Origin of the sequence: Microtetraspora malaysiensis, from assembly GCF_050947145.1 — a bacterium.
Classification (GTDB): domain Bacteria; phylum Actinomycetota; class Actinomycetes; order Streptosporangiales; family Streptosporangiaceae; genus Microtetraspora_A; species Microtetraspora_A malaysiensis.
On the sequence record NZ_CP191998.1, the window covers coordinates 6043845 to 6065650 of the forward strand.

Genomic DNA, 21806 nt, shown 5'->3' on the forward strand with positions numbered 1-21806 from the left:
CACCGGCGGGGTTCGCTGCCGCGCGCTGGCTGAGGTGGATCATTTTCCGGTCAGTTGTGCAGCGTGTACTCGTTGATACCAAGGTCCCGCGCGACGTGCGAGACGGGTTTGCCGGTCTCCTTGACGATGCGCACCGCTCCAGCCCGAAACTCCGGATCAAAGCGGCGCCTCGTGGTACCTGCCACGACCAAACCTCTCCCGGTTCGGTCTCCACGCTACGAGGGGAAGCTCACAACCCACCCAAACCGATCGCTAACAGGCTCTAAGCCATCCGGCAGACTCCTGTGGTAGCCGCCGGCAGGTGAGCACTCTGTGGACCTGGACGTTGAGTCCTGCAGCAAGACCGGGTCACGTCCCCTCGGGTGGTGTAACTCCAAGCTGATAACGCAAGCCCCAGACATGGGACGAGCCATCGTGTGACGGTCAGCGAGTTCCCGCCAAGGTTCTCGCGAAGGACACCACACGATGGCTCTGGACCAGTCTGCCCTGCTCGACCTGTTGGAGTCTTTGAAAGCCGCCGACGCCGACGACGTCATCCGCCAAGCGCTCCAAAGCATGCTGCAAGCGCTCATCGAAGCCGAGGCCGCCGCGGTGATCGGCGCCGCACCCCACCAACGCACCGAAGCACGAACCACGCACCGCAACGGCTACCGCGACCGACTGCTCACCACCGCAGCCGGCGACCTGGAACTGAAGATCCCCAAACTGCGGTCCGGGTCGTTCTTCCCCTCCCTGCTGAAACGCCGCCGCCGCATCGACCAGGCACTGTTCGCGGTGGTGATGGAGGCCTACCTGCAAGGAGTGTCCACCAGAAACGTCGATGACCTGGTCAAAGCCCTCGGCGCCGAGTCCGGGATCTCCAAAAGCGAGGTCTCCCGCATCTGCGCCGACCTCGACAGCGAGGTGGCCGCCATCGCCGGCGGTCAGGGCCATCCCCTCCACGTAGGTCAGCTGGTGGCGGTCGGCATGCGCGAGCGCGGTGGCGAAGCAGCTGCCGGGCGGGCCTGGCGCAATCTGGGCGGGGCGGGGCGCGGGGATGAAGCGTTGGCCGTGCTCCAGAAGCAGCGCGGCGAAGACTGATCCCGTTCAACAGCCGATCCAGTCGCACAGGCCGACATGTGGGCTGGCGCCCACCAGAGCGCACGCGCCGGATGGCGGTACGCCAGCGGATCGTCAGACATCGTTGCCGCCCTCCTGGTTCCGCGCGTGCGCGGTGACGGGCATCAGGGCTGGCCCCTCGTGGCTCTGGCCTTGCGCGGAGTGTGCGGGGGCGGAGTTGATCTGGGCGGAGGCCTCCTCCACAAGTTGGACGAGCTGACGGGCGGCGTGCTCGACGATGCGCGAGAGCTGCAGCTCCTTCTTACTAGGGGTCCCGGTAGCAATGAAGAAATTTTCAACGAAGTAGCCTCTGACCTGCGGTAACGGAGGCGTTTGACTGCCCGTGGCGGGTTGACGATCACTGCCGCTACGTTCTGTTCCGGTTTCGTCCGGTACGGCACGTGGGGTGGTGCGTTGTCAGAGAAGATGTTCTCCGAGGAGCAGCTTGAGCAGCTGCGCTCGTTCCCGGAGATCAGCGCAGATGAGTTGATCCGGTACTTCACGCCGACGCCAGCGGACTTGGCGTTCGTCGATCCAGGTCGTGGGCGGCGCTCAGTGGACCAGCTGGGCATGCTGGTCCAGCTCTGCACGCTGCCGTGGCTCGGGTTCGTGCCCGACGATGCGGCCTCCGCGCCGCCAGCGGCGGTGGCCCGGGTCGCGGAGCGGCTGGGCGTGTCGCCGGCGGCGTTGTCGTTATACGGCCACCGGGCACAGACCCGCTCGGGCCATCTGGCGCAGGTCGCCAAATACCTGGAGTGGAAGACCGCCCCTGCAGGCAGCCAGGCGATGAAGGAGCTGGAGCAGTTCCTGCTGGATCGGGCGATGGAGCATGACTCCCCGACGCTGCTGTTCAACCTGGCGCGCGAGTATCTGATGGCGGCCAGGGTAATCCGGCCCGGCGCGCTGGTCTTGGCCAAGATGGTCGGCACCGCCCGCAAGGCGGCCTCCGATCTGACCTCGCAGCTGGTAGGGCACCTGCTGACGGAGGAGGTCCGCGCCGACCTGGAGCGGATGCTGGCCGTGGATGCGGGGCTGGGGATGACCCGGCTGGAGTGGCTGGTCACCCCGGCCCGGGACGCTTCGGCGACCTCGGTGAAGACCGCGATCCGCACCATGCACCAGGCCGCCGACGCCGCCCCACCCCAGACCAAGGCCGCCCGCAAGGTGCTGTCCGGCCACCGCGAGCACCTGGCCCTCACTCACGACGAGGCCGCCACCCCGCGCAAGGCCGACCCCGCCGTCCCCGAGACGCTGCGCGCCCTCCTGGTCGTCGTCGAGGCGATGGTGGACGTTGCAGAGGCCGCGCTGGGCAACGGGCTACGCACCGGCGTCTTCGGCCTTCGCCTGGTCGAGCAGTTCGCTCTCCACCACGGCGTCGGCCCTACCCTGATCCACGCCCCTGATCGAAACCACGACCCGTGAGATCGACAGGTCGATCGTCCGGTGTGACGGCAGCATCCTCGTTGAGGTGGCCGGGTCGTCGGGTGTTCCCAGGTTCCGCTCCCAGCGCGGATGCGACCCGCCCGCAACGACCAGCCGAATCCGGCTGTTTCGCGCGAACCGGTGCGCTACGGCGTCGAGCTCCATACGAATCAGGCCCTGGGGCGCCAAAGGGTCGAGTCGGACGAACCCGTCGCTGACGTTGCGTGAGCGGCCTTGGGCATCCACTTCCGACACGCGAACGAACAGGTCGGCGAAGGGGTTGTCGGAACTGTGGCCCAGCTCTACAACTGGGCTGCCGACGACTTCGAGCTCCGTGGTCAACGGGTCTGACGTGAATGCCAGCACATCGGAACGCGATGCGAGCGCGCTGTCATCCGTGTAGCCCGCCGTCAACCCCGGGGAAACTTGCGTGACGAACGCGCCACCGTACGTGGGAGTCGGCTGGGCGGGGTCATACGTGAACTCGCTCACTTCTCCCACGTCGGCCGGCTGAGCGGCCAGGAGTTCCCCGGAGCGGGGATACAGGATCTGCTCGACCGTCGCCGGCGGCCAGGCCGGAAGGTCGCGCCACCCCTCGCCGGGGCCGCTGACGAACACCTTGACCGGCGTGGCGCGGCGCCGGTCGCTTGATCTGGCCAGATGCTCGTCGAACCAGGCGAGGGCTTCGGGGAGCAGGATGCGGGCACCCTCGGCGCCCCCCTGAGCATGCGTCCACGGGCCCATGGTGAGTGCGACATCGACGCCCCGCTCGGCCAGCCGTGCGTACCCCGCCAGCGTCTGGCGTAGGAAACCGTCCTGCCAGCCGCCTTGCAGCAGCACGGGAACGTGCACCCGATCCAGCGCTTCAGTCAGGTCGGCGCGCTTCCACCATGGGGCGCCCAGATCCCGCCGACTGACCCACTCGCGGTACCAGGGCGCCTTCCCGTCCATCAGCTTTTCGGCGGCGTCGACCAGCGGAAGCGCTGCCAGGGCCTTCTTGATACGGCCCCGGGAAGAGAGAACCGCAAAGACGCGAGGCAGGATTGGCTCCTCCTGCTTGGTCGTGGCGAACGACCATTCGAACACAGTGCTGAGCAAAAACGCCCCGCCGGTATAGACGAATGCGCCGAAGTTGTGCGGCGCGCACGCGATGACCGCGGTGGCCAGTTCTGGAGGCGAATCCATCAGCAACGCCCACGCGGCGAAGCCGACAGATGAAAAGCCGTGCGTGGCAAAGCGCCCGTCGAACCACGGCTGCTCGCGCATCCAAGCGACGATGTCGGCCGCATCGTCGGCTTCCCGCATGTGCGGTTCGAAAGTTCCCCCCGATCCGAACGTGCCCCGCCACCGGATCAGCACGACCCGATAACCGCGGCAGGCGAACATTCCGCCGGTTATGGCCGATCCCATCACGTTGTAGCCGTAAGGGGAGCTGACGAGAATCGTTCCCGACGCCGGTCCCTTCGGCTCCAAGAGATTCGCGAACAGTTCGACGCCGTCTCTCATCGGGATCCGCACGTTGCGGGTCACGCTGTAGTCGCTCGTCGAGGCGGGCAGCCGAGCGTACTTCGTCCACAGCAGGTCGGCGAGCCGTTGCCCGAGCGTCCGATCCTTGGCTCGTTGGTTCATCTCTCCCCTCTCCATCACCAACGCGTGCCTGGCGATGCGCGTCTCCCGTCGCCCGCATCGGCCGCGGGCGCTCGACCCGGATCCCGTCTGCCGCCGAGCGGTGTCCCTTGTGCGCCGTCTGGTACATAGTAACACTATCTTTCAATAATTACTGAAAGTTCGTGTTACTGCGGTACCCTTGTGACGAGATGACTGAAGGGAGCGCCGTGCGCGAAGACGAGATGGACGAGCTCGGCAAATTCGTCGAGCGCTTCGCCTCCACCCTCGCCGATGCCGGCTTCCCACGCCTCGCCGCCCGCGTCTTCGCGACACTCCTGGCCAGCGAGAACGGGCGGATGACCGCGGCCGAATTAGCGGAATGGCTGCACGCCAGCACCGGCGGGGTCTCGGGCGCCGTCCGCTACCTGGTCCAGATCCGCCTCATCCGCACAGAACGGGACCCGGGAACGCGCCGCCACGCCTACGTCGTGGACGGCTCGTGGTACGAGTCCACGTTCCTCGCGAACCCGTTCCTCGAAAGAGGCGAGGCCGACCTGCGAGAAGGCATCGCCATCCTGGGTGACTCGCCAGCGGCCGACCGGCTGAACGAGACACTCGAGCTCATCCAGTTCCTCAGAGACGAGACCCGCGCGATGATGCGCCGCTGGCATGAGCGCAAGGCGGCGCTGCGAACACGGTGAACCGCCGGGACGGGCGTCACCTGCCCAGTGGAACTTCTCGGAGTTTAAGGAACCGGCGGACAGCCGTTTCGTCCGCCCTGACCTCGGCAGCGTCCCTTGAGCAGGGACCGCCACCTCTCGCGTCGTCGCCTGCGGTTTCACTCAGGCAGAGGCCGCTTCGGACTGCAGCAGGCACCACCCGCGCGTCGACGAAACGGCACGGGGAGGAAGTCGGGCCGAGCATCTCCACCCCGCAGGCGGCTCAGGCGAGCGCGACCCGATCGATCGACGACCACCCGAGCAAGCGATCTGCCCTCAGCGCATGCCTTTACAGCGTAGATTCCAATCGTATTTGAACACGCCCGGGCACCCGGCTGCTCAACCCCTCGAATCCGGTGACACGCTGGACATACATGTGTCACCGGGGGTCACGTCCCGTTGAGTGGTGTAACTCCAGCCGATCATGTGAGGTCGGCGAGTTGTTTCGGAATGTTGTGACTATGACGCGGCGAGCGCGGTCGGTGCCAGCGGTTCGGTCAGATCTCCGCTCGGCTCGCTGGTCGGGGCGGCGAGTTGGGCCATGGACCCCTCCAAGAGGTAGCGGCGGTCGCTGATCGACTTGGAGGAGTCCTCAGGGAGTACCACCATGCGGCTTGACCTTGTCGTGAACCGACGTGGTCACGGGGAGCGCTGCCCCGGCGCTGTCACCCCAGGCCGCGCCAGGAGGGCTTGCCGCTGTCATGGAGGCGTGCGGGTTCTGATTGCGGGTGTCCGTGCCCGGTCGAGGCCCGGACTCGTGAGCGTGTGGGTTCGCTCAGCCGTCGATGCGGTGGGTGGTCCAGAACGATGACAGGTCGACCGAGGTGGCGGCCTGGGCGGCGGCCTTGAACTCGGCGGTGGTCGAGATCCCGTACCAGTGGGCGCTGGCGTAGTTCTTCAGCAGGTTCTCCATCGCCGTTGTGCCGATCGTGCGCCGCAGGTCGTGCAGCGCGCACTTGCCGTAGGTGTAGACCACGGTGCCGTATCGGCTTGAGTGGGCGTCCCAGTAGGCCATCGAGTTGCTGATCTTTTCGGCCGGCGACTGCCAGGAGACGTTGTTCCAGCAGTTGGTGCCCGAGAGGCCGTTGTAGAGGTCGGTGGCGTAGTCGGTGAACGACTCGTCCAGCCACGGGCTGGTGTACTCGTCGTCACCGACAATGCCGTACCACCATTGGTGGGCCAGCTCGTGGGCGAGGGCCGTGGAGCTGACCACGTCGAGCACGAAGCCGGGATACTCCATGCCGCCGAACCAGAAGTTGTTGTCCAACACCACGTCCACCTCGCCGTACGGGTAGGCCCCGAACCGCCCGGAGTGGGCGACCAGCGCGTTCTTGGCGGTGGTCATCATCGAGGCGGCGCTGCTCGAACTGATCGAGCTCACCCGGTAGACGTTCACCGCGACGCCGCTGGTCGTGGTGCTGGTGGTCTTCACGAACGGCCCGGCCGCCCAGGCGAACTCCCGCACGTTGGCGGCGGTGGCCTTGGTGACCGTACGACCGGACGTCCCCGGCGTCTCGACGGAGGTGCCGGTGGCGGGCACCAGCAGCGAGGTCGGGTGGTCGAGCGTGACGGAGTAGTTACTGGCGAGCGCGTAGAAGGACTCGCCGTTGTTGGTGTACGGATCGAGATGCCAGCCGCTCGCGTCGCGGACCGCCAGAACCGGCAGCGCGTTGCCGATGAAGTTGTAGGACCCATCGCTGCCGAACCGGTCCGCGCCGCTGGGCACCACGATGCTCAGGTCGAAGCCGATCGATGCGCTCTCGTTCTCGATGAGCGGGACGGGCAGTGCGATCTTCAGCGCGGTGCAGGCGACCGACAGCGGGGTCGGCGTGCCCCCGGTCACGTTGGTCACGGTTATCGGTGTGGACGGGCACGTGCCGTGGTAGTTGTCCCACAACCGGAGGTAGACCTCCGTCAGGGGATCGGCGGACGGGTTGGTGAAGGTGATGCTCTCGTGTCCGGTCCATGTGCTGCCCGACGTGTTGCTGGTCAGGCTGACCGTGTAGGAGGGCGACGCCGGCGTCCGGGTCCCGTCCACCGCGAAGGCGGCCGATGGAACACCCCAGATCAGGAAGAGTAGGACTGCGACGGTGGGAATCAGGACTCGACGCCCCATCAGGACGGTCTCCCTTCGAGCACGCGGTCCCCCGATCTGCCAACATAATGTAATTTTTTGTCAAATCGCGGTCAATGATCGATTTGTCGGCTTTAGCGCCGTCGCAGCTCCCGCAACCGCCCCGCGCACTGCGTGCCCGACAAGGCAAGAGGGTGACCCAATGTGGTGCGCAGCTTGTATCTATGGCCTACCTCACCGCATGGGCACACGACATGGGTTGCGTCCACGGAAGTGGTGTAAGAGTTTCCGCTGGTAGAGGCGTGGCGTCATGAAACGAGGACGGCCATCTCGTGCGCTCGGGACATCCATCAAAACGGTTGGCGAGCTTTCATCGCCGGCGTGGCCACTTCCGATCATGGAATGTGCACGGTTGGTGCACGCGAGCACGCTGCGAGCACGTAGAGGACGAGTCTCTGTCCCAGAGAAGCCTTGAACTCCGCGTTTCTGCAGGTCAAGGGTGGGATGATGAGCGCGCCCTGAGGGATTCGAAGACCGTCGGATTAGAAGTCCGATGCCGGGGACGCCACCGTCATCGCCGAATACCTCCGGCTGCGCCAGCACCGCCTGCGCGTCGCCGTGCCGTACTCCAATGACACCAAGGCGCTGCGGACCGTCGTTCGCACCCGCACCGACCTGGTCGACATGCGCGTCGCCGCGACCAACCAGCTCGCCGCGCTGCTGGACGCCTACTGGCCCGGCGCCAAGGCCGTCTTCGCCGACGTGGAATCGCCGATCAGCCTGGACTTCCTGACCCGCTACCCCACCCCGGCCAGCGCCCGCCACCTGGGCAAGAAGCGGATGGCCGCGTTCTTGGTCAAGCACGGCTACTCCGGCCGCCGATCGGCCGTGGTGCTGCTGGAGCGGCTGCGCGCAGCCCCGGCTGGAGCGACCGGCCAGGCGCTGACCGAAGCGCTGCGTGATGCCGTCTTGGCGCTGGTCACCGTACTGCGCGCGCTCAAGGACCTCGACCGCTCGTGCGCCGCCCAGCTCGGAGAGCATCCGGACGGGAAGATCTTCGCGTCGCTGCCAAGGTCGGGTCAGATCAACGCCGCCCAGATGCTCGCCGAGTGGGGCGACTGCCGCCAAGCCTACGAGCGCCCCGACTCCGTCGCAGCCCTCGCGGGCTGCACACCCGTCACCAAGGAGTCCGGCAAACACCGGGCCGTGCACTTCCGCTGGGCCTGCAACAAACGCTTCCGCGTCGCGCTGACCACCATCGCCGACAACAGCCGGCACGCCAGCCCCTGGGCCGCGCACATCTACACCCAGGCCCGCAAAGCAGGCAAGGACCACCCGCACGCCGTCCGCGTGCTGGCCCGCGCCTGGATCCGCGTGATCTGGCGCTGCTGGCTCGACGGCGTCCCCTACGACCCCGCCAAGCACAGCGCCGCAGCAGCGCTCAACGAGCTCGTTGCCGCCTGAGGTTGACACAGGGAGTGTCATGCCAGGACCCTACGGCTCACTCCGCGCGCAGGACGGTGGCCGTCCCCGCCCTGGCCGCCCACCCGGCGGGCACGAGCGCCCCGAGCATGGCCGTCAGGAGCAGGACGCCGACCACCGCGGCGAGCATCCTGGCGTCGTAGATGTCCATGATCGTGGCCGGATAGCTGGTCCTTCCTGCTTCGGAGGCGATCGCGATGAACGCCCGGAATAGCCCGATCCCTGCCGGCAGCCCCAGCAGACCGCCGAACAGCGCCAGCCCGGCGACTGACGTGACGACCATGGCCACGACCTGCCGCGGCTCCATCCCGACCGACTTGAGCACGCCCAGCTCGCGCCGCCGTTCGCGGGTGTTGAGCACGACGACGTTGAACACGCCGAGTGCCGTCACCAGCACCAGCACGAGCGCGAAGGCGGGGACGACGGTCCTCACGTCGCTCTCGGCGGGTCGCGGGATCGCGCGCGCCTGCCAGCCCCCGGCCCGCACCGCGGCCAGATAGGCGCTCACGTCGGAGCCCGGCGCCAGCCCGATCTCGTAGGCGTAGGGCCGCCGCCCGCCGTTGCGGTGGAGGAAGGTCTGCCCGCTGACGTAGACGGTCCGCTCGGTCTTGGTGATCGCCAGCTCGCCGACGATGCGCAGCTCGGCCGTACGGCCTTGGAGCTGTACGGCGAGCGTGTCGCCGACGCGCTTGCCGGTCAGGCGCAGCAGCGGCCCGGGGACCACCACCTCGTCCTCGCCGCGGAACCAGCGGCCGTTCGCCAGCGGATACCCGGCGGTGACCATGTCCCCGCTCCAGCCGATCAGGATCCCCGACTGGGCCAGGCCCTCAATCCGGGCATCGGCCGCCCGCATCGCGGTGAGCGTGCGGGCGCCGGGAAGCGCGCGCAGCCGCGCCGAGATGTCCTGGGGGACCGGGTTGCCGTCGACGCTCACCTGGACGGCCGCACTGCGGTCCTGCAGCCTCTCCACCGCGCCGGTGCTCAGGTAGAGGCCGCCGACGAACGTGAGCGCGCTCGCCCCCACCACGAGCACCGCCAGCGTCAGTGCCGTCCTGGCCGGGCGGGTGAACGGCTGGCCGAGACCCAGCCCCAGCGGGATCGGCAGCCGCGAACCGGCCAGCCGCCGCTGGGCCGTACGGCTCCGGCCGGGGCCGGAGCCCGCGCTCAGCTGTATGGCCTGGACGGCGCCCAGCCGGCCGGCGCGTAGCGCGGGCAGCAGCGCGGTGACGGCGACGAGGGCCAGGACACCCGCGTAGGTGGCCAGCGCGGCCAGGTACTCGACCTCCACACCGACGGGCAGCCCGATCATGCTCGCGTAGTCGCCCAGCATGGGCAGGGAGAGCGCGTTGCCGACGGCCGTACCAGCGAGGGCGCCGGCCGCCGACGGCACCATGATCATGATCAGATGGACGGCGACGACCTGCGCCGGGGTGAACCCCAGCGACTTCATGACGCCGATGGCGCGCAGGCCGGAGATGACGGCACCGCTGACCGTGATCACGATGATCAGCACCGAGATGGCCAGACCGAGACCGCCGAACGTCACCAGCAGCGGCACCGTCGAGGACAGCCGGCTCTCGAAGGCGTACCGGAGCGTCTGGTACGAACCGGTCGAGATCAGGCCCTCCCGCGGCAGGGCGGAGGCATCGGCGAAGCGGTACAGCAGCTGGTCACCCGCTGGGTGCGGCAGCGCGCGGGCCTGGGCGGGGGTCGTCCACGCGTCGGCCGAGGCCGACATGGACACTGCGACGCCGACGACGGTCAGCGCGGGCTCGCCGGACAGCGTCGCGAACCTGGCGCCGACCGGGCTGGAGGCGGGATCCCAGCGGTCCCGGCTGATCACGACCTCGCCCGCCGCCCGCGGCCAACGGCCCCGGACCACGGCCACCCGGTCCACAGCGCCGCCCGGATCGGCGCGGCCGACGACCCGCCAGGACGCGCCGTCGGTGTCCCTGACCGTCGCCACCGGGAACGGGCCGGCGGTCCCCTCCACGTATCCCGGCGCCGAGCCGGCGGCGTACAGCGCCGTCACCTGGGCGCCGCGCTGCTGTTCGAAGGCCCGGTCGAAGGGCGCGTTCGTGCCGGACAGCAGCGCCAGGCAGAGCGCGATCACGCCCGAGGACAGCGTGACCACCACGCCGACGATCACGCTCTGCAGGCGGCGCCTGCGCACCGCCGCCAGGCCGGCGATCCAGACCGCCCTCACGCCGCCTCCATCTCCGCGATCCGGCCGTCGGCGAAGTGAACGACGCGGGTGGCGCAGCGTTCGGCCAGCCGGTGGTCGTGGGTGACGAGCATCAGGGTCTGGCCGATCTGGTTGAGGTCCAGCAGCAGGTCCATGACCTGCTCGCCGGAGCGGCTGTCCAGCGCCCCGGTCGGCTCGTCGGCCAGCAGCAGCGCGGGCCGGTTCATCAGCGCGCGGGCCACCCCGACGCGCTGGCGCTGCCCACCGCTGAGCGTGGCGGGGTAGGCGTCGCGCCGGTCGGCGATGCCCAGCTCCTCCAGGAGTTCGAGCGCTCGCGTCCTGGCCTGGCGCCGCGGGGTGCCGACGAGCCTGGCCGACAGGGCGACGTTCTCCAGCACGGGCAGGTCGTCCAGCAGGTTGAAGAACTGGAACACCATCCCGATCCGCCGCCTGCGGTAGCGCGCCAGCGCGCCCTCGCTCATCCGCGTCAACTCCTCCCCCTGGACGGTCACCAGCCCCGAGGAGGGCCGGTCCAGCCCGGCGATCATGTTGAGCAGCGTCGACTTCCCGCTGCCGGACGGGCCCATGATCGCCACCGCCTCGCCCGCCCCTATCGACAGCGTGACCCCCGCCAGCGCCACCGTCTCGCCGTACTCCTTGCGCACGGCCTCCACCTGCACCACTGCGTTCATGCAGGCGACCGTACGACCGGCGGCCGCCGTCTGTCGTCGGGCGGGGGACGTACCTCCCCGGATGTACGGCGGGCCCATCCCCGGGCGGATGGCCCCGACGACCCGTTCTGCCACCATGGGAAGGTGGCGTTCACCCTGCTCGGCTGGCTCGTCGCGGTGTGCGCCGCGGCCGTGGCGATCCATGCCCGGCGCTCGCGCACCCGCGAACTGGCCGAGCGCAACCGGCTCATGCAGGCCGAGCGCGACAGCGCCACCAGACTGGCCGTCGAGCAGGAGCGGGCCAGGATCGCCCGCGAACTGCACGACGTGGTCAGCCACAACGTCAGCGTCATGATCATCCAGACGGGCGCGGCCCGACGGAGCGTCCACGAGCTGCCTGAGGAGGCGATCGAGGCGTTGCGGGCGGCCGAGACCAGCGGCAGGGAGGCGATGAACGAGCTGCGCCACCTGCTCGGCCTGCTGGCGCCCGCCGATCCACACGAGGACCTGGTCCCTCAGCCCGGCCTGTCACGACTGGGGACGCTGATGGACAAGATCGCCTTTGCCGGCATGCCCGTCGAGATGTCGATCGAGGGCCAGCCGCGCCCGCTGCCCGCCGGGGTGGACCTGACCGCCTACCGGATCGTGCAGGAGGCGCTGACGAACGCGCTCAAGCACGCGCCCGGCGGGCGGGCCGAGGTGTTCGTGCGCTACACCGAGCGGCTACTGCGCGTGGAGGTGGTCAACACCGGGCCGAGCGTGCTCACCGGCACACCCGCCCCCTCTTCGGGGAACGGCGCCGGTCGCGGCCTCGTCGGCCTGCGCGAGCGGGTGGCCGTCCTCGGCGGCGACCTCGACGCCCGCAGGCGGCTCGGCGGCGGCTACCGCGTGCGGGCCAAGATCCCCCTCGGGGAGCCGGCGGCATGATCCGGGTACTGATCGTAGATGACCAGGCCCTGGTCAGGACGGGCTTACGGCTGATACTCAAGACCGGCGACGTCGAGGTGGCAGGCGAGGCCTCAGACGGCGCGCAGGCGGTCGAGCTGGTGGCGGAGCTGCAGCCCGACGTCGTCCTCATGGACATCCGCATGCCCGAACTGGACGGCCTGGAGGCCACCCGCCGCATCATGGCCCTCGACCACGTGCCCCGAGTGATCATCCTGACCACCTTCGACCTCGACAGGTACGTCTACGAGGCACTCCAGGCGGGCGCCAGCGGCTTCCTGCTCAAGGACGTCAGCCCCGAGCAGCTGCTCGCCTCGGTCCGCCTGGTCATGACGGGCGACGCGCTGCTCGCGCCGTCGATCACCCGGCGGCTCGTGGAACGCTTCGCCTGGCCCACCGCAGCCCCGGCGCCGGGGCGGCTGAGGGAGCTGACACCGCGGGAGGTGGAGGTGCTGCGGCTGATGGGGCGCGGGCTGTCCAACGCCGAGATCGCCGCGGAGTTCCGGCTCAGCGAGGCGACGGTGAAGACGCACGTCACGCGCATCTTCACCAAGCTCCACCTGCGCGACCGGGCTCAGGCGGTGGTGCTGGCCTACGAGAGCGAGCTGGTCCGCCCCGGCGGACAGCCGTAGGCTCATCGCTCGGCAGGGTGGCGGGCGTGGCGGTTGTCCAGCGGCATGGCAGGCTGGACGTCGCCTTCAACAACGCCGGCACCTGCGTCCTCGGCAAGGTCGCCGACCTCGACAGGGAGAGCTGGGAGTGGGTGCCGGCGGTCAACCTGACGGAGGTGTGGCTGTCGATGAAGTACGAGATCTGGCGGATGCGGGGCAGGGTTCCGGCGTCATCGTGAACAACTCCTTCAACCTCGGCGCCCACCGCCGCCCGCCCGGTCCGGGGCCTACATCGCCTCCAAGGCCGCGGTCAGCGCGCTGACCAGTTCGGCCGTTTCGCCATTGCCCGCTGCCGCGAACTCCTGGGCGCGTTCCTGCGGGAGGGGGTGATGGCGTGGACGGCGTCGTCGCCGCGGGTCATGGTTTTGATTCTGCCCTGAGAAGTTCGGCCTGACTCGGCCCCCAGCCCGGGGGCCGGGTCAGGCCGAACCCGGTCGTAGGCGGGGCACAGGGCTACACCTGGACGTAGAAGGGGTCACCGTCGAGGTTGCGGTTTCGCCTGTGGACGCCGCTGATCAGGTCGCCCTGGCTTTGCTGCTCTTCGGGCATGGTGGCGAAAGGATACCCGTCACAACTCTTCCCAGCGGGCGCCTGCTGTCGCTGTTCGCGTAGCCAACGTTGCAGGTTGGGACGGCGCGTCGTGGACAGCGAACCGCCGAAGCGGTTGATGCTGGCCCGGAAGAGCGGGTGCGGCGAGAGCTCATGGGGTGACGGGTTCGACCTTGAGGGCTGGGATCGCGGTGATGCATGCGGTGGAGCCGGGGTCACTGGTGCGGATGAAGCGGGAAACGAGGCCGGTGACGCAGCCGCTGCGTTCGAAGTCCACCAGGTGGCCGAGGTTGGGCAGGACGATCTGGCGGGCGTGGGTGAATGATCGGGCGACGTGGGCTGCCTGTGAGGCGGGTGTGTTGGCGTCCATGTCGCCGGACAGCAGCAGGACCGGCACGTCCGGTGTGGTACCCGTCGGCTTGTACGGCTTGGCACCCTTCACCGTGGGCCACTGCAGGCAGTAGTCGCCGAAGCCGTAGCGGGCCGCGCCGGTTGCTCCAGGGCTGAACGGTCCGGTACGGCCGGGTGTCGAGCGTGACAGCGCTTTGCGATACTGCCGGGCGCGCTGCGCCATCGGTGCGCTGGGCTGCCACAGCACGGGGAAGTCGTTGCAGGCCATGGTGGTGGCCGTCGACTCGTTGATGTCGCCGCCAAGCTCGGGCCACAGGCGCTGGGCCAGGGCGGCGAGTCGTCCGTAGTCACCGCGTACGGCGTCGTGCAGCATGGCGGGAAAGCGGCCCATCACCCCGATGGCCTGAGGGTCTCCGCCGTTGCCGCCGGCGGCGTTCTGCAGGGCCAGGCCGGCCAGCATGTCCTCGGTGAAGGTCACCGTACGGCTGGCGCTGCCGCCGGGATCAGGCACGGTGAGAGTGACCGGATGTACGCGGAGCCGGGCGGCGAACGCCCACAGGTCAGCGACGGCGATGTCGGCGTCGCACGCTCCGGCGCTGCGTTCGCAGACGGTGCGCAACATGCCGGGGAAGGCGCGTGAGCCTGGTCCAAGGAGCGGATCGGCGTCGACCGGCAAAACTCCTGACAGGACGACGGAGGCGACGCGGCTGGGGTAGCGGCGGGCGTAGACCTGCATGAGATAGGTGCCGTAGGACTGGCCGATGAGATGCAGGCGGTCGACGCCGATGCGCGCGCGTACGGCGTCGATATCGTCACTGACGGCGGTGGAGGTGTAGCCGCGGGTCCGGGGGCCGAGTACGGCGCCGCAGCGTGCGACGGCGCTCTGGACCTGGGCGCGTCCGGCCAGGGTGTCGAGGGTGATGCCGCAGTCCAGGGCACCGGAGGCGTTCGTGCCGCGCGGGTCGACGAGGAGGAGGTCGTGGTCGGCGAGGAGCGGTTTGAGGAGGTCGGTGTAGAAGCCGGTAAGGGGAATGGGCGCGTTGCCTGGCCCGCCGGGGTTGACGGCGATGGTGCCGGCGGCCGGGGCCATGGCGTTGGACCGGCGTATGAGGGCGTAGGCGACGTCGACGACACCGAGTGCCGGGTCGTCTTGTACGAGCGGGCGGGTGATGGTGTCGCATTCAACCTGGTGGCCGGGGACCGAGGGACACCAGGCCGGGGTGGTGGAGGCGGCGTGGGCGGGTAGTCCGGGGAGCATGGCGAGCCCGGCAATGGCGGCTGCCATCCAGCGGTGTGCGTGGGTCATTGTGCTGACGCTAGAAGTCCCGATCGCGGAGCGACATGAACCAACGGATGATCTTCTACCTCCGCCGTGCGGAGGGTGGCGGCTTTCGTGGCAGTGCTCGCGGGCGAGGGCCGATGCAGTCAGCACCCTGTTGTACCGCCTGCTCGTCGGGCGGGACACCGCCCGCGGCTGCCGACGCTGCTGCTCGCGGTCGACGCCGACCGGGTGCGCAAGCTGATCGGCGCCTGAGTCCGGCCCGGTCGCGGCCCGGGGTGACGCCCTGTCAGCGGCAGGCAGGCCAGCGCGATCATCGGCACGGCCGCATACGGCGACCACGGTTCACCGGGTATGGCGAGGTGCCAGAGCAGCTGTTGAAACTTTGGTATCACCCTCATATCGACTTCGGTTCTTGATCCCCGGCTGGTCACAGGATCTTGACGTCGGTCGCGAGGAGGGCCACCCAGCGAATGGTTTCATCCTGATCGGGGAGGAGCCGCGGGAGCAACGCTGGAAGGGTCGAGGAAGAGATTCCTCAACTCGGAAGGCGATCATGTTGATCCTCCGATCACCCAGGTCCCTGGTGCTGCCGGTGGTGGCCACGCTGGGATTCCTGCCGGCCACCGCCGCCATCGCAGACACGACAACCGGTACGGCCGCCACGGCGCCCGCGATCTCCTGGGGGGCGTGCACCGGACTGCCCGTTCCCACCACGGGCCTGGACTGCGGCAAGCTGACCGTGCCGCTCGACTACGGCAACCCGAGCGCCGGGACCATCGACGTCGCGGTGATCAGAGCGAAGGCCACCGGCACCCGGATCGGCTCACTCGTGATGAACTTCGGCGGCGACGGCCGCGGCGTCATCAACCTGGCGGCGAGCCACCAGAAGTACGCGGACCTGCGCAAACAGTACGATCTGGTGAGCTTCGATGCGCGCGGCTCGGGCGCTACCTCCCCGGTGACCTGCGGCCCTGGCGCCTCGATCGACCGCCTGTTCGCCGTCAACCCGGGCGTCAGAAACCCCGCCGACCGTAAGGCGTTCCTGGGGGCGACCGCCGACTTCGTCCGTACCTGCGAGAAGGAGTCGGGCAGGATCCTGCCACATGCGGGCATGGGCGACACGGCCAGGGACATGGACGGGCTGCGCGCGGCGCTGGGCGAGAACAAGCTCAACTACTACGGGATGTCCCTCGGCAGCGTCCTCGGCGGCGTCTACGCCACCCTGCATCCCCAGCGGGTCGGCCGGATGGTGCTGGACGCCGGGCTCAATCCCCGGCAGTCGGTGCTCGAGGTGCAAACGCAGCTCACCCGCACCTTCCAGCTCTTCTACGAGAGGTTCCTGGCCGGGTGCGTCAAGAAGGGCTGCGACCTGGGCAAGGACACCAAGGAGGTCAACAGCGCCGTCGAGGGACTGGTCGAGCGGCTCAAGCGCAAGCCGCTCGAGGTCGGCGACCGCCGGCTCGGCGCCAGCCTGGCGATCGCCACCCTGCATGCAGCGAGCGGCGGCGAGGCGTACTGGCAGGAGCTGGAAGCCAGGCTCGCCAAAGCGATCAAGGGCGACGGTGGTCCCCTGCTGGAGCTCGCCGACGCGATGACCGGTCGCCAAGGCGACACCTACAGCCCCTTCGGAATCTTCGGCTCGGCCCCGTACGGCAGCGCGGTCTACTGCCGTGACCGCGAACGGCCCGCCATACGGGACCTGCCCCGGATCGAGGCCAAGCTGACCCGTATCTCCCCGATCTTCGGCCAGCTCAGCCCGACGACCGCCTTCATGATCCCCTCATGCGCGCAGTGGCCGGTGCCCGTCGACCCCGAAGGCCGCACGGTCGGGCACACCGGCCCGGCCCCGATCGTGGTGATCAGCTCGAAGCAGGACACGGCCGCGCCGACCAAGGAGGCGGCGAGCCTGAGCAGGCAACTCACCAACGGCGTGCTGGTCACCTACGGAGGTGACCTGCACGGCGCCTACCCGGCCGGTGGTCCCTGCATCACCGGCGTCGTCGAGGACTACGTGGTGAACGGCAAGGTCCCCGCCAAGGGAACCTCCTGCCCCGCCACCTGATGGAAAGCGCGCTTCATCTCTACGCGCTCCTCCTTCTCGTCACCGCTCCCCCGATGATCCCGAACTCCGCTCTGCTGGCAGGCGCGGGCGCGCTCGCCGCCGCAGGCAGCCTCAATCTCCCGCTGCTGGCGACGATCATCCTGGCCGGGACGGTCCTAGGCGACCTGGCCGTCTACGGTGTGGGCAGGAAGTGGAGCGGACGTGCCACCACATGGCTGTCGCGCAGCCCGAGGCGCCGCTCGACGCTGGCGTGGACGACGAACCGCATCCAGCGGTACGGCGTGCCGTCCGTGATCGGCGTCCGCTTCGTCCCAGGAGGAAGGGGGATGGGCGCGATCACCGCAGGGATCGTCGACCTGCCGTTCCGCAGGTTCCTGCTCGCCGCCTGCCTCTCCGAGATCATCTTCGTCACGTGCACCATCGGGCTCGGCTACCTCGGCGGACGGCTCGTCCCGGGCGGCGGGCCCACGGCCCTGCTGATCGGACCGGCGGTGTCGCTCCTGGTCGCCGGGGTCACCCTGGTCGTCCAGCGGTGCCGCCGCCCGGCCTGACCAGCTCACTCTCGGCAGTCGGCACGCAGCCTGGCGTCAAGCTCGGCCTGGCAAGCCGCCCTAATCGCCGGAGTCCAGGCCATGCGGGTTGGCTGCGGCGCCTTCGGTACTCAGCAGCACGATGGTTGTGGTGTGCCCGACGGCCAGGGCGGCGCGGCGGCCGGTGCCGCCGCCGGTCAGCGCGGCACGGACGCCGGCCAGCGTGGCCGCGCCGCAGGGGCCGGACGATACGCCAAGGGCGGCAAGGTCGCGGGCCGCGCCGGCGCTGTCGGCATCGGTGACGGCGACAGCGGCGTCCAGCCCGTCGCGCAGGTACGGCCAGGCCAAGCTGGAGAGGGCTCCGCAGTTCAGCCCGGCCATGATCGTGGTGCCGGTCGCCACAGTCACCGGCTCCTGCCGGGTGAGGCTGGCCAGGGCACAGGCCGCACTGTCCGGCTCCACCGCCAGCAGAGCCGTGGCGGGAACCACTGCCTGGCTGCGGTAGTGGGTAACAGCGGCCTGGGCGAGCGAGCCCACACCTACGGGAACGGAGACCAGACCGGGTGATCCGACGCCCGCGGCGTACAGCTGTGTGTCGACTTCGATGAACAGCGTGGAGTAACCCTCGACGATCCAGCCGGGGATCTGTTCGTAGCCAGGCCAGGCGGTGTCCTGGATGAGTAGGGAGCCGGGCTCACGGGAGGCGTCGGCCGCCTGGCGGACCGCGTCGTCGTAGGTCCCGGCGACAGAGGTGACCTCCGCGCCCTCGGCGGTGATGGCGGCCACGGCCGCCGGATGCACGCCCTCGGGGACCAGGACATGGGCGCGGTGTCCGAGCAGGCGGGCCATGCGGGCCACGGCGCGGCCGTGGTTGCCGTCGGTAGCGGTGACGAGCCGCACCGGCCCGTCACTCGGCCGCCGAGACAACGCCCGGTGGATCGCCCACGACGCACCCAGGGCCTTGAAGGCGGGCAGCCCGAGACGGGAGGACTCGTCCTTGACGAACACCCGGCCGACGCCGAGCTCTTCGGCCAGGGCGGGAAGCTCGATCAGCGGGGTGGGCGCGTAGTCCGGAAGTCTGGTGTGGAATTCCCACACCTCGTCCGGGGCGGGCATGCAGCTCCAGGCCCGGGCCGCGGGTCGCGCGAACCATGTGGGCCTCGGCGGGACGGTGGAAGTGGTGGCAGAAGAGCTCGGATTCACGCCAGCACAGTGCCGTCCGCCCATATCGTTGGTCCAGCGAATGTTTTCGAGCAATATTCATTAGAAAAACCTACGAATGTTTGATCTGCACCGGCTTCGCCTCCTGCGCGAGCTCAAGCACCGCGGAACGCTCGCCGCGGTCGCCGCCGCTCTCTCCTACAGCCCATCTTCGGTCTCCCAGCAGCTTTCGTTGCTGGAGGTGGAGGTCGGCGTTCCCCTCCTCGAGCGCGTGGGCAGGCGGGTGCGGTTGACACCGCAGGCCGAGATCCTCGTCACCCACACCGAAGCCATACTGGAACGACTCGAACAGGCCGAAGCCGACGTCGCCAACTCCATGATCGACCTCACCGGCACCCTACGCGTCGCCTCTTTCCAGACCGCGGCGCTGGCCCTGATCCCAGACGCACTGACGTTCATCCGCGACACCCATCCCCACCTGCGCGTCCATGTCACCCAGATGGAGCCGAAAGAGGCGCTGCCGGCCCTGCTCGCCCACGATTTCGATCTGGTCATCGCCGAGGAGTACCCGGGCCACCCCAATCCGCGGCACCCCGAGCTGGAGCGGGAGGACCTGTGCGACGATCCCCTGCGCCTGGCCCAGCCGAAAGGTGTCGATGTGGCCGAGCCGCAGGAGGCGCTGCGCGCGCTGGCCGATCACCCATGGGTCATGGAGCCCGAAGATACGGTCGCCCGCCATTGGGCGATGACCCTGTGCCGCGACGCGGGATTCGAACCCGATGTGCGCTTCGAATCCACGGACCTGCTTTTTCACCTACGGCTGGTGGAACAAGGGCACGCCGCCGCGCTGCTCCCGGACCTCGTATGGCGAGGCCTCCGGCCCAGCGTCGCTCTGCGATCGCTCCCTCCCGGCCGACAAGCACGCCGGCTGTTCACCGCCGTACGCAGGGGTGGCACCCGGCACCTCGCCGTCCGGGCATGTCGGCAGGCACTCCTGCGGGCGGTCACCCGCCGTACCGACTTCACCGACTTCACCGACTCATCTTCGCGGGCTTGAGTACCGCCGAGATCGGCGGGGAGAGCCACAACGCCCCTCGGGCATGCTCGCGCTCAGCCCGCAGCCGCACTTCAGCCGCTCCGCGACTGCCGGAGGCATGCCTGGGCGACACCGACGTCACCGAGCAGGCCGTGCTCAACGCGCTCGCCGGAACCCCTGCACGCGGGCATCCCCTGCCCGCCCCCGGACGGCAACGTCATCCCGGTCCAGGAGACCGCTCCGCCGGCAGCCGATTTCCCATCAGGAGAAGCGCACTTAAGGTCAAACATAAAGTTCATTGACTTTTGAGCAGGTGCCTGACTAGGGTCGCGCCATGCTGAGGAAGATGCTCATCGTGGCCACAGTCGCCACGATCGCCGGGACGACCGCCTGTGGGGCGTCGTCAACGGGGTCGGGTGGTGAGACACTGCGCGTCGGGATCACCGACAGCCCGATCGACTCGCTGAACCCGTTCGTCGCACAGTACGTGCTGCCGCTCTCGGTGATGCGCAACGTCTACCCCTACCTCGTCGGCTACAAGGGCGAGCAGGTGGGCCCGGACTTCGCGACCTCGTGGGAGACCTCGAAGGACGGGACGACGATGACCTTCCACCTTCACCCGGGTGCCAAGTGGAGCGACGGGCAGCCGCTCACCTCGGCGGACGCCGTGTGGACGATCCAGACGACGCTGAAGTTCGCCAAGTCGTCCACCGCCGGCCTGGCGTTCCTGCTCAACGGCGTGACGTCGGCGAGCGCGCCCGACGACCACACGCTGGTGATCAAGTTAGCGGCGCCGCTGAGCACCGCCATCGCCCAGTTCGCGATGCTGCCCATCCTTCCTCAGCACGTCTATGCGCCCGCCGCGGCCGGTGACGGCTCCGGGCTGCGGCGCTTCACGAACAGCACACCCGTGGTGTCCGGCGGTCCGTTCGCCCTCTCCGAATACCGCAAGGACGAGTTCCTCCTGCTGAAGCGCAACGCGAACTACTACGGGCAACGGCCGAAGGTCCACGCCGTCGGGATCCGCCTCTACAGTTCGGGCGACGCGATGGTCTCCGCGCTGCGCAACAACGAGATCGACCAGGCCAAGGTCGTCCCGGCAACCGTCGTGGACAAGCTCAAGGGCGACGGCAAGCTGCGCGTGAGCAAGGTGCCGAGCGCGGACGTCTTTGTGCTCGGGTTCAACTCCAACAGCGCCAAGCCGGAGCACCGCGAACTGCTCGACCCGCGTGTGCGCAAGGCGTTCGCGTCGGCGCTCAACCGTCCGCAGCTCACCGCGACCGCGACCGTGGGCACCGGAACCGTCATCGACACCCCGCTGCCCCCGAGTATCGGCGGCGGCTGGACCGCGACCGGCGTCAAGCTGCCGACGTTCGATGCCGACGAGGCCGGCCGTCAGCTCGACGCGCTCGGCTTCAAACGCGGCGCCGACGGCGTGCGGATCGCCAACGGACACCCGATGAGCTACAAGGTGCGCTTCGTCGCGGGCGAGAGGGAGCGCCAGTTCGAGAGCATCAGGAACGACCTCGGCCGCATCGGTGTCAAGCTCGAGGCCGCTCCGTCGGATGCCAGCTCGTTCGTCTCCGCCGTCCACGGGCCGGACGACAAGTACCTCGACACCGATCTCTTCCTCAACAACTGGATGTCCCTCTACGACCCGACGCTGCAGCTCAGTGTCCTCAGCTGCGGCCAGCTCGCCAACCTCAACGACGCGGGCTACTGCAACAAGACCTACGACGGTCTGCTCCAGCAGCAGGCCACCGAGCTCGACCCCGCGAAGCGCAAGGCGATCGTGGACCAGATGCAGCAGATCCTCAACGACGACCTGCCGTGGATCCCGCTCTACGCGAGGGCGATCCTCGACGCGCACGCTTCCACGTGGGACGGCTTCGTGACCAGCCCGTACACGACCGACTTCCTCTCGACCAACGCGTTCGCCGGCGTGCAGCGCTCCGGCTGA

At 69.0% G+C, this 21806-nt stretch carries 19 protein-coding genes and 2 pseudogenes; 13 read left to right on the plus strand and 8 right to left on the minus strand.

From position 1 onward, the window contains the following. Positions 1-50: 50 nt before the first annotated feature. Positions 51-185 (minus strand): transposase, encoded by a 135-nt coding sequence (locus ACQP1V_RS28495; protein ID WP_387408955.1) that lies wholly within the window; start codon positions 183-185, stop codon positions 51-53. A 280-nt stretch (positions 186-465) separates the two neighbouring features. Between ACQP1V_RS28495 and ACQP1V_RS28500 the strand changes: the two are divergent. Then, positions 466-909, plus strand: a pseudogene (locus ACQP1V_RS28500) (transposase); the annotation flags it as partial. A gap of 603 nt (positions 910-1512) precedes the next feature. Then, positions 1513-2520 carry a DUF4158 domain-containing protein gene (locus tag ACQP1V_RS28505; RefSeq protein ID WP_433413135.1) on the plus strand — a complete coding sequence of 336 codons (1008 nt, stop codon included), beginning with the start codon at positions 1513-1515 and terminating at the stop codon, positions 2518-2520. Here the strand turns inward: ACQP1V_RS28505 and ACQP1V_RS28510 are convergent. Further along, entirely contained in the window at positions 2416-4149 is a 1734-nt protein-coding gene (locus ACQP1V_RS28510; protein WP_433413136.1) for a CocE/NonD family hydrolase, read from the minus strand. The two genes, ACQP1V_RS28505 and ACQP1V_RS28510, sit on opposite strands and share 105 nt — an antisense overlap. 188 nt (positions 4150-4337) lie before the next feature. Between ACQP1V_RS28510 and ACQP1V_RS28515 the strand changes: the two genes are divergently transcribed. Next, the gene (locus tag ACQP1V_RS28515) at positions 4338-4829 is read left to right on the plus strand and encodes a GbsR/MarR family transcriptional regulator (protein ID WP_387417372.1); all 492 of its coding nucleotides are present in this window, start codon (positions 4338-4340) and stop codon (positions 4827-4829) included. A gap of 477 nt (positions 4830-5306) precedes the next feature. Here ACQP1V_RS28515 and ACQP1V_RS28520 read toward each other — a convergent pair whose 3' ends face one another. Beyond that, positions 5307-5456, minus strand: a complete 150-nt coding sequence (locus ACQP1V_RS28520; RefSeq protein WP_387418173.1) for a hypothetical protein — start codon at positions 5454-5456, stop codon at positions 5307-5309. Between the two features lie 166 nt (positions 5457-5622). Next, positions 5623-6963 carry a M1 family metallopeptidase gene (locus ACQP1V_RS28525; RefSeq protein WP_433413137.1) on the minus strand — a complete coding sequence of 447 codons (1341 nt, stop codon included), beginning with the start codon at positions 6961-6963 and terminating at the stop codon, positions 5623-5625. A 516-nt stretch (positions 6964-7479) separates the two neighbouring features. Between ACQP1V_RS28525 and ACQP1V_RS28530 the strand changes: the two are divergent. Next, a pseudogene (locus ACQP1V_RS28530) lies at positions 7480-7647 on the plus strand (IS110 family transposase); the annotation flags it as partial. 36 nt (positions 7648-7683) lie between these two features. Further along, a complete protein-coding gene (locus tag ACQP1V_RS28535; RefSeq protein WP_433425971.1) occupies positions 7684-8385 on the plus strand; it encodes a transposase in 702 nt (233 codons plus the stop codon). 37 nt (positions 8386-8422) lie between these two features. Here ACQP1V_RS28535 and ACQP1V_RS28540 read toward each other — a convergent pair whose 3' ends face one another. Together ACQP1V_RS28540 and ACQP1V_RS28545 are read right to left on the minus strand one after the other, a co-directional pair. Continuing rightward, positions 8423-10609, minus strand: a complete 2187-nt coding sequence (locus tag ACQP1V_RS28540; protein ID WP_433413138.1) for an ABC transporter permease — start codon at positions 10607-10609, stop codon at positions 8423-8425. Further along, positions 10606-11280, minus strand: a complete 675-nt coding sequence (locus ACQP1V_RS28545; protein ID WP_061261594.1) for an ABC transporter ATP-binding protein — start codon at positions 11278-11280, stop codon at positions 10606-10608. Before ACQP1V_RS28545 ends, ACQP1V_RS28540 begins: the two co-directional genes overlap by 4 nt. Before the next feature lie 123 nt (positions 11281-11403). Here ACQP1V_RS28545 and ACQP1V_RS28550 point away from each other — a divergent pair, with 123 nt between their 5' ends. The 3 genes from ACQP1V_RS28550 to ACQP1V_RS28560 are packed head-to-tail and all read left to right on the plus strand — an operon-like array spanning position 11404 to position 13054. Continuing rightward, positions 11404-12186, plus strand: coding sequence for a sensor histidine kinase (locus ACQP1V_RS28550; protein WP_433413139.1), 783 nt, complete (start codon positions 11404-11406; stop codon positions 12184-12186). Next, the gene (locus ACQP1V_RS28555) at positions 12183-12836 is read left to right on the plus strand and encodes a response regulator (RefSeq protein ID WP_433413140.1); all 654 of its coding nucleotides are present in this window, start codon (positions 12183-12185) and stop codon (positions 12834-12836) included. The genes ACQP1V_RS28550 and ACQP1V_RS28555 overlap by 4 nt, the downstream gene beginning before the upstream one ends. A gap of 26 nt (positions 12837-12862) precedes the next feature. Next, entirely contained in the window at positions 12863-13054 is a 192-nt protein-coding gene (locus ACQP1V_RS28560; RefSeq protein ID WP_433413141.1) for an SDR family oxidoreductase, read from the plus strand. Between the two features lie 521 nt (positions 13055-13575). Here the strand turns inward: ACQP1V_RS28560 and ACQP1V_RS28565 are convergent. Continuing rightward, positions 13576-15081: an alpha/beta fold hydrolase gene (locus tag ACQP1V_RS28565; RefSeq protein ID WP_433413142.1), complete on the minus strand. Its 1506-nt coding sequence runs from the start codon at positions 15079-15081 to the stop codon at positions 13576-13578. Between the two features lie 87 nt (positions 15082-15168). Here ACQP1V_RS28565 and ACQP1V_RS28570 point away from each other — a divergent pair, with 87 nt between their 5' ends. From ACQP1V_RS28570 to ACQP1V_RS28580, 3 genes are all read left to right on the plus strand, one after another. Continuing rightward, entirely contained in the window at positions 15169-15309 is a 141-nt protein-coding gene (locus tag ACQP1V_RS28570) for a hypothetical protein (protein ID WP_433413143.1), read from the plus strand. Between the two features lie 301 nt (positions 15310-15610). Further along, positions 15611-17119: an alpha/beta hydrolase gene (locus tag ACQP1V_RS28575; RefSeq protein WP_433413144.1), complete on the plus strand. Its 1509-nt coding sequence runs from the start codon at positions 15611-15613 to the stop codon at positions 17117-17119. Further along, positions 17119-17670 carry a DedA family protein gene (locus tag ACQP1V_RS28580; RefSeq protein ID WP_433413145.1) on the plus strand — a complete coding sequence of 184 codons (552 nt, stop codon included), beginning with the start codon at positions 17119-17121 and terminating at the stop codon, positions 17668-17670. Before ACQP1V_RS28575 ends, ACQP1V_RS28580 begins: the two co-directional genes overlap by 1 nt. Positions 17671-17730: 60 nt before the next feature. On the opposite strand, the gene ACQP1V_RS28585 is transcribed toward ACQP1V_RS28580, so the two are convergent. Then, on the minus strand, positions 17731-18765 hold the full coding sequence (locus ACQP1V_RS28585) for a pyridoxal-phosphate dependent enzyme (RefSeq protein WP_433413146.1): 1035 nt from the start codon (positions 18763-18765) through the stop codon (positions 17731-17733). A gap of 163 nt (positions 18766-18928) precedes the next feature. On the opposite strand from ACQP1V_RS28585, the gene ACQP1V_RS28590 reads away from it, so the two are divergent. Both ACQP1V_RS28590 and ACQP1V_RS28595 read left to right on the plus strand, forming a co-directional pair. Further along, positions 18929-19867 (plus strand): LysR family transcriptional regulator, encoded by a 939-nt coding sequence (locus tag ACQP1V_RS28590; protein WP_433413147.1) that lies wholly within the window; start codon positions 18929-18931, stop codon positions 19865-19867. A gap of 313 nt (positions 19868-20180) precedes the next feature. Then, entirely contained in the window at positions 20181-21806 is a 1626-nt protein-coding gene (locus ACQP1V_RS28595; RefSeq protein WP_433413148.1) for an ABC transporter substrate-binding protein, read from the plus strand.

Excerpts from the sequence above, each read along its gene's own strand:
- ACQP1V_RS28575 (WP_433413144.1), top strand. The coding sequence starts at position 15,611 with ATGTTGATCCTCCGATCACCCAGGTCCCTGGTGCTGCCGGTGGTGGCC.
- ACQP1V_RS28595 (WP_433413148.1), top strand. The coding sequence starts at position 20,181 with ATGCTGAGGAAGATGCTCATCGTGGCCACAGTCGCCACGATCGCCGGG.
- ACQP1V_RS28580 (WP_433413145.1), top strand. The coding sequence starts at position 17,119 with ATGGAAAGCGCGCTTCATCTCTACGCGCTCCTCCTTCTCGTCACCGCT.
- ACQP1V_RS28515 (WP_387417372.1), top strand. The coding sequence starts at position 4,338 with ATGACTGAAGGGAGCGCCGTGCGCGAAGACGAGATGGACGAGCTCGGC.
- ACQP1V_RS28590 (WP_433413147.1), top strand. The coding sequence starts at position 18,929 with ATGTTTGATCTGCACCGGCTTCGCCTCCTGCGCGAGCTCAAGCACCGC.
- ACQP1V_RS28585 (WP_433413146.1), bottom strand. The coding sequence starts at position 18,765 with ATGCCCGCCCCGGACGAGGTGTGGGAATTCCACACCAGACTTCCGGAC.
- ACQP1V_RS28545 (WP_061261594.1), bottom strand. The coding sequence starts at position 11,280 with ATGAACGCAGTGGTGCAGGTGGAGGCCGTGCGCAAGGAGTACGGCGAG.
- ACQP1V_RS28510 (WP_433413136.1), bottom strand. The coding sequence starts at position 4,149 with ATGAACCAACGAGCCAAGGATCGGACGCTCGGGCAACGGCTCGCCGAC.
- ACQP1V_RS28565 (WP_433413142.1), bottom strand. The coding sequence starts at position 15,081 with ATGACCCACGCACACCGCTGGATGGCAGCCGCCATTGCCGGGCTCGCC.
- ACQP1V_RS28555 (WP_433413140.1), top strand. The coding sequence starts at position 12,183 with ATGATCCGGGTACTGATCGTAGATGACCAGGCCCTGGTCAGGACGGGC.
- ACQP1V_RS28525 (WP_433413137.1), bottom strand. The coding sequence starts at position 6,963 with ATGGGGCGTCGAGTCCTGATTCCCACCGTCGCAGTCCTACTCTTCCTG.
- ACQP1V_RS28520 (WP_387418173.1), bottom strand. The coding sequence starts at position 5,456 with ATGGTGGTACTCCCTGAGGACTCCTCCAAGTCGATCAGCGACCGCCGC.